The sequence below is a fragment of the Cellulosimicrobium cellulans genome, assembly GCF_001722485.1.
GTDB lineage: Bacteria > Actinomycetota > Actinomycetes > Actinomycetales > Cellulomonadaceae > Cellulosimicrobium > Cellulosimicrobium cellulans_A.
Window position 1 is genome coordinate 1 of sequence record NZ_LWGL01000258.1, and the last position, 2,816, is coordinate 2,816.

At 76.2% G+C, this 2,816-nt stretch carries 3 protein-coding genes; all 3 read left to right on the forward strand.

What is annotated here, in order from left to right:
* Positions 1–896, forward strand: an 896-nt coding sequence (panC, locus tag JZ5iCDA_RS16625) for a pantoate--beta-alanine ligase (protein WP_216093475.1), incomplete at its 5' end; no start/stop codon positions are given.
* A 128-nt stretch (positions 897–1,024) separates the two neighbouring features.
* Positions 1,025–1,471: an aspartate 1-decarboxylase gene (panD, locus tag JZ5iCDA_RS16630; RefSeq protein ID WP_069388138.1), complete on the forward strand. Its 447-nt coding sequence runs from the start codon at positions 1,025–1,027 to the stop codon at positions 1,469–1,471.
* Positions 1,468–2,816: L-aspartate oxidase (locus JZ5iCDA_RS16635; RefSeq protein ID WP_069388136.1), on the forward strand; the 1,349-nt coding region annotated here is incomplete at its 3' end. The genes panD and JZ5iCDA_RS16635, both read left to right, overlap by 4 nt.

Consider the following 2,816-nt stretch of genomic DNA (forward strand, 5'->3'; position numbering starts at 1 on the left):
GCGCCGACCTGCGCGCCGTGCTCGGCGGCGGGCAGGTCGCCGCCCGTGCTGCGGCGCCGGCGCCCACCGCGCGTCGTGCGGTCGTCATGACGATGGGTGCGCTGCACGCGGGCCACCTCGAGCTCGTCCGCCGCGCGCGCGAGGAGGTCGGCCCGGGTGGCGAGGTCGTCGTCACGGACTTCGTCAACCCGCTGCAGTTCGGGCCCGGCGAGGACTTCGAGCGCTACCCGCGCGACGTCGCGGCCGACGTCGCGCTGCTCGCCTCGGCGGGCCCGGACGCCCGCGTGGACGTCGTGTTCGCGCCGTCGGTCGAGGAGATGTACCCCGACCTCGCGGCCGGGGAGACCGGCGGCCCGATCGTGCGCGTGACGTCGGGGCGCATCGGGACGGTGCTCGAGGGCGCGTCGCGCCCCGGGCACTTCGACGGGGTGCTCACCGTCGTGCTCAAGCTCCTGCACCTCGTGCGCCCGGACGTCGCCGTGTTCGGCGCGAAGGACGCCCAGCAGCTGCTCGCCGTCCGGCGCATGGTGGCCGACCTCGAGGTCGACGTGGAGATCCTCGGCGTCCCCACGGTGCGCGAGGCCGACGGCCTCGCGCGCTCGTCGCGCAACGCCTACCTGACGCCCGAGGAGCACGACCAGGCGCTCGCGCTGAGCCGTGCCCTGCGCGCCGGCGCGGAGGCCGCGGACGCGGGCGCGCGCGCCGACGCGGTGCTCGCCGCGGCCCGGGGAATCCTCGAGCAGGCCCCCGGCGTTGACGTCGATTACCTGGTGCTCGTCGATCCGGCTACCGTGGACGACCTGGCGCCCGGCGCCGTCGGCCCGGGGCTCCTCCTCGTGGCCGCGCGCGTGGGCACCACCCGCCTCATCGACAACACGGTCGTCGAGATCAGGTAGTCCGGCCGCGCCCCGTCGTGGGCGCCGGACGGCGCCCGAGACCGCACGACGTCCCCTGGAGGAACCGCGTGACCGCGCCGAGCCCCCGTCCCGCCGCCGAGCGACGCCCGGCGTCGCTGCAGCGACCCATGATGATCGGCAAGATCCACCGTGCCACGGTGACGCAGGCCGACCTGCACTACGTCGGTTCCATCACCGTCGACGCCGACCTGCTCGACGCCGCCGACCTCTACCCGGGCCAGCAGGTCGACGTCGTGGACGTCACCAACGGCGCGCGCCTGACGACGTACGTCATCCCGGGCGAGCGCGGCGCGGGCCAGGTGTGCATCAACGGCGCCGCGGCGCACCTCGTGAACCCGGGCGACGTCGTCATCCTCATCGCCTACGGGATGCTCTCGGACGCCGACGCGCGCACCTACCTGCCGCACGTCGTGTTCGTCGACGAGCACAACCGCATCGTCGAGCTGTCCGACGAGCCCGGCCTCGTGCCGGACGTGCCCGCGGCACGAGGCCTGGCGGCGAGCGGCCTGCCCTTCGCCCCGTTCCGGGACGACGCCGCGGCTCCCCGCGGGTGAGCACGCTCGCGCGCACGCTCGCGGCGCCGGAGCCCGGGTGGACGACGACGGCGGACGCCATCGTCGTCGGGTCCGGGATCGCGGGACTCACCGCGGCGCTCGAGCTGCGCACCCGCGTGCCGCGCGTGCTGCTCGTCACCAAGGGCGAGCTGTCGTCGGGCTCGACGGTGTGGGCGCAGGGCGGCATCGCGGCGGCACTGCACCCCGAGGACTCGCCTGAGGCGCACCTCGCGGACACGCTCGTGGCGGGCGTCGGGCTGTGCGACCCGGTCGCGGTCGAGGTGCTCGTCACCGAGGGCCCGGAGCGTGTGCGCGAGCTCGTCGGGCGCGGCGCGAACTTCGACCGCGCCGCGAACGGCGACATCGCGCTCACGCGCGAGGGCGGCCACCACGCGGACCGGATCGCGCACGCGGGAGGCGACGCCACCGGCGCCGAGATCTCGCGCGCGCTCGTCGCGCAGCTCGACGCCGTGCTCGGCGACCCGGGCATCGAGGTGATCGAGAACGCGCTCGTGCTCGACGTGCTCACCACGGCGCCCGGCGCGGACGGGGACCCGGCCGGCCGGCCGCGGGCGTGCGGCGTGACGCTGCACGTGAAGGGCGAGGGCACGCGCGACGGCGTCGGTGCGGCGCTCGCCCGCGCCGTCGTGCTCGCGACCGGGGGAGTGGGGCAGATCTTCCGGTCGTCGACGAACCCGCCGCAGGCGACGGGCGACGGCATCGCCGCGGCCCTGCGCGCGGGGGCGACGCTCGGCGACCTCGAGTTCGTCCAGTTCCACCCGACGGTGCTGTGGCTCGGGCTGGGCGCGAAGGGCCAGCTCCCGCTCATCTCCGAGGCGGTGCGCGGCGAGGGCGCGATCCTCCTCGACACCGAGGGCCACCGCTTCATGCCCGCGCAGCACCCGATGGCGGAGCTCGCGCCGCGCGACGTCGTCGCGCACGCGATCGTGCGCCAGATGGCGGCGACCGCGTCCGAGCACGTGCTGCTCGACGCGCGGCACCTCGGCGCCGACTTCCTGCGCACCCGGTTCCCGACGATCACCGAGCGGCTCGCCGACCACGGCATCGACTGGACCGAGGAGCCGGTGCCCGTGGCGCCCGCGCAGCACTACCACTCGGGCGGCGTCGTGACCGACCTGCACGGGCGCTCGTCCCTCGACGGCCTCTACGCGGTCGGCGAGGTCGCGTGCACGGGCGTGCACGGGGCCAACCGGCTCGCGTCCAACTCCCTGCTCGAGGGGCTCGTGTTCGCGCACCGCGCCGCCCACGACATCGCCTCGCGCGTCGCCGCCGGCGAGCTCCCGGTCGGGGAGCCGGCGCCGCGGCCGGGGCCGTCCGCGCTCGT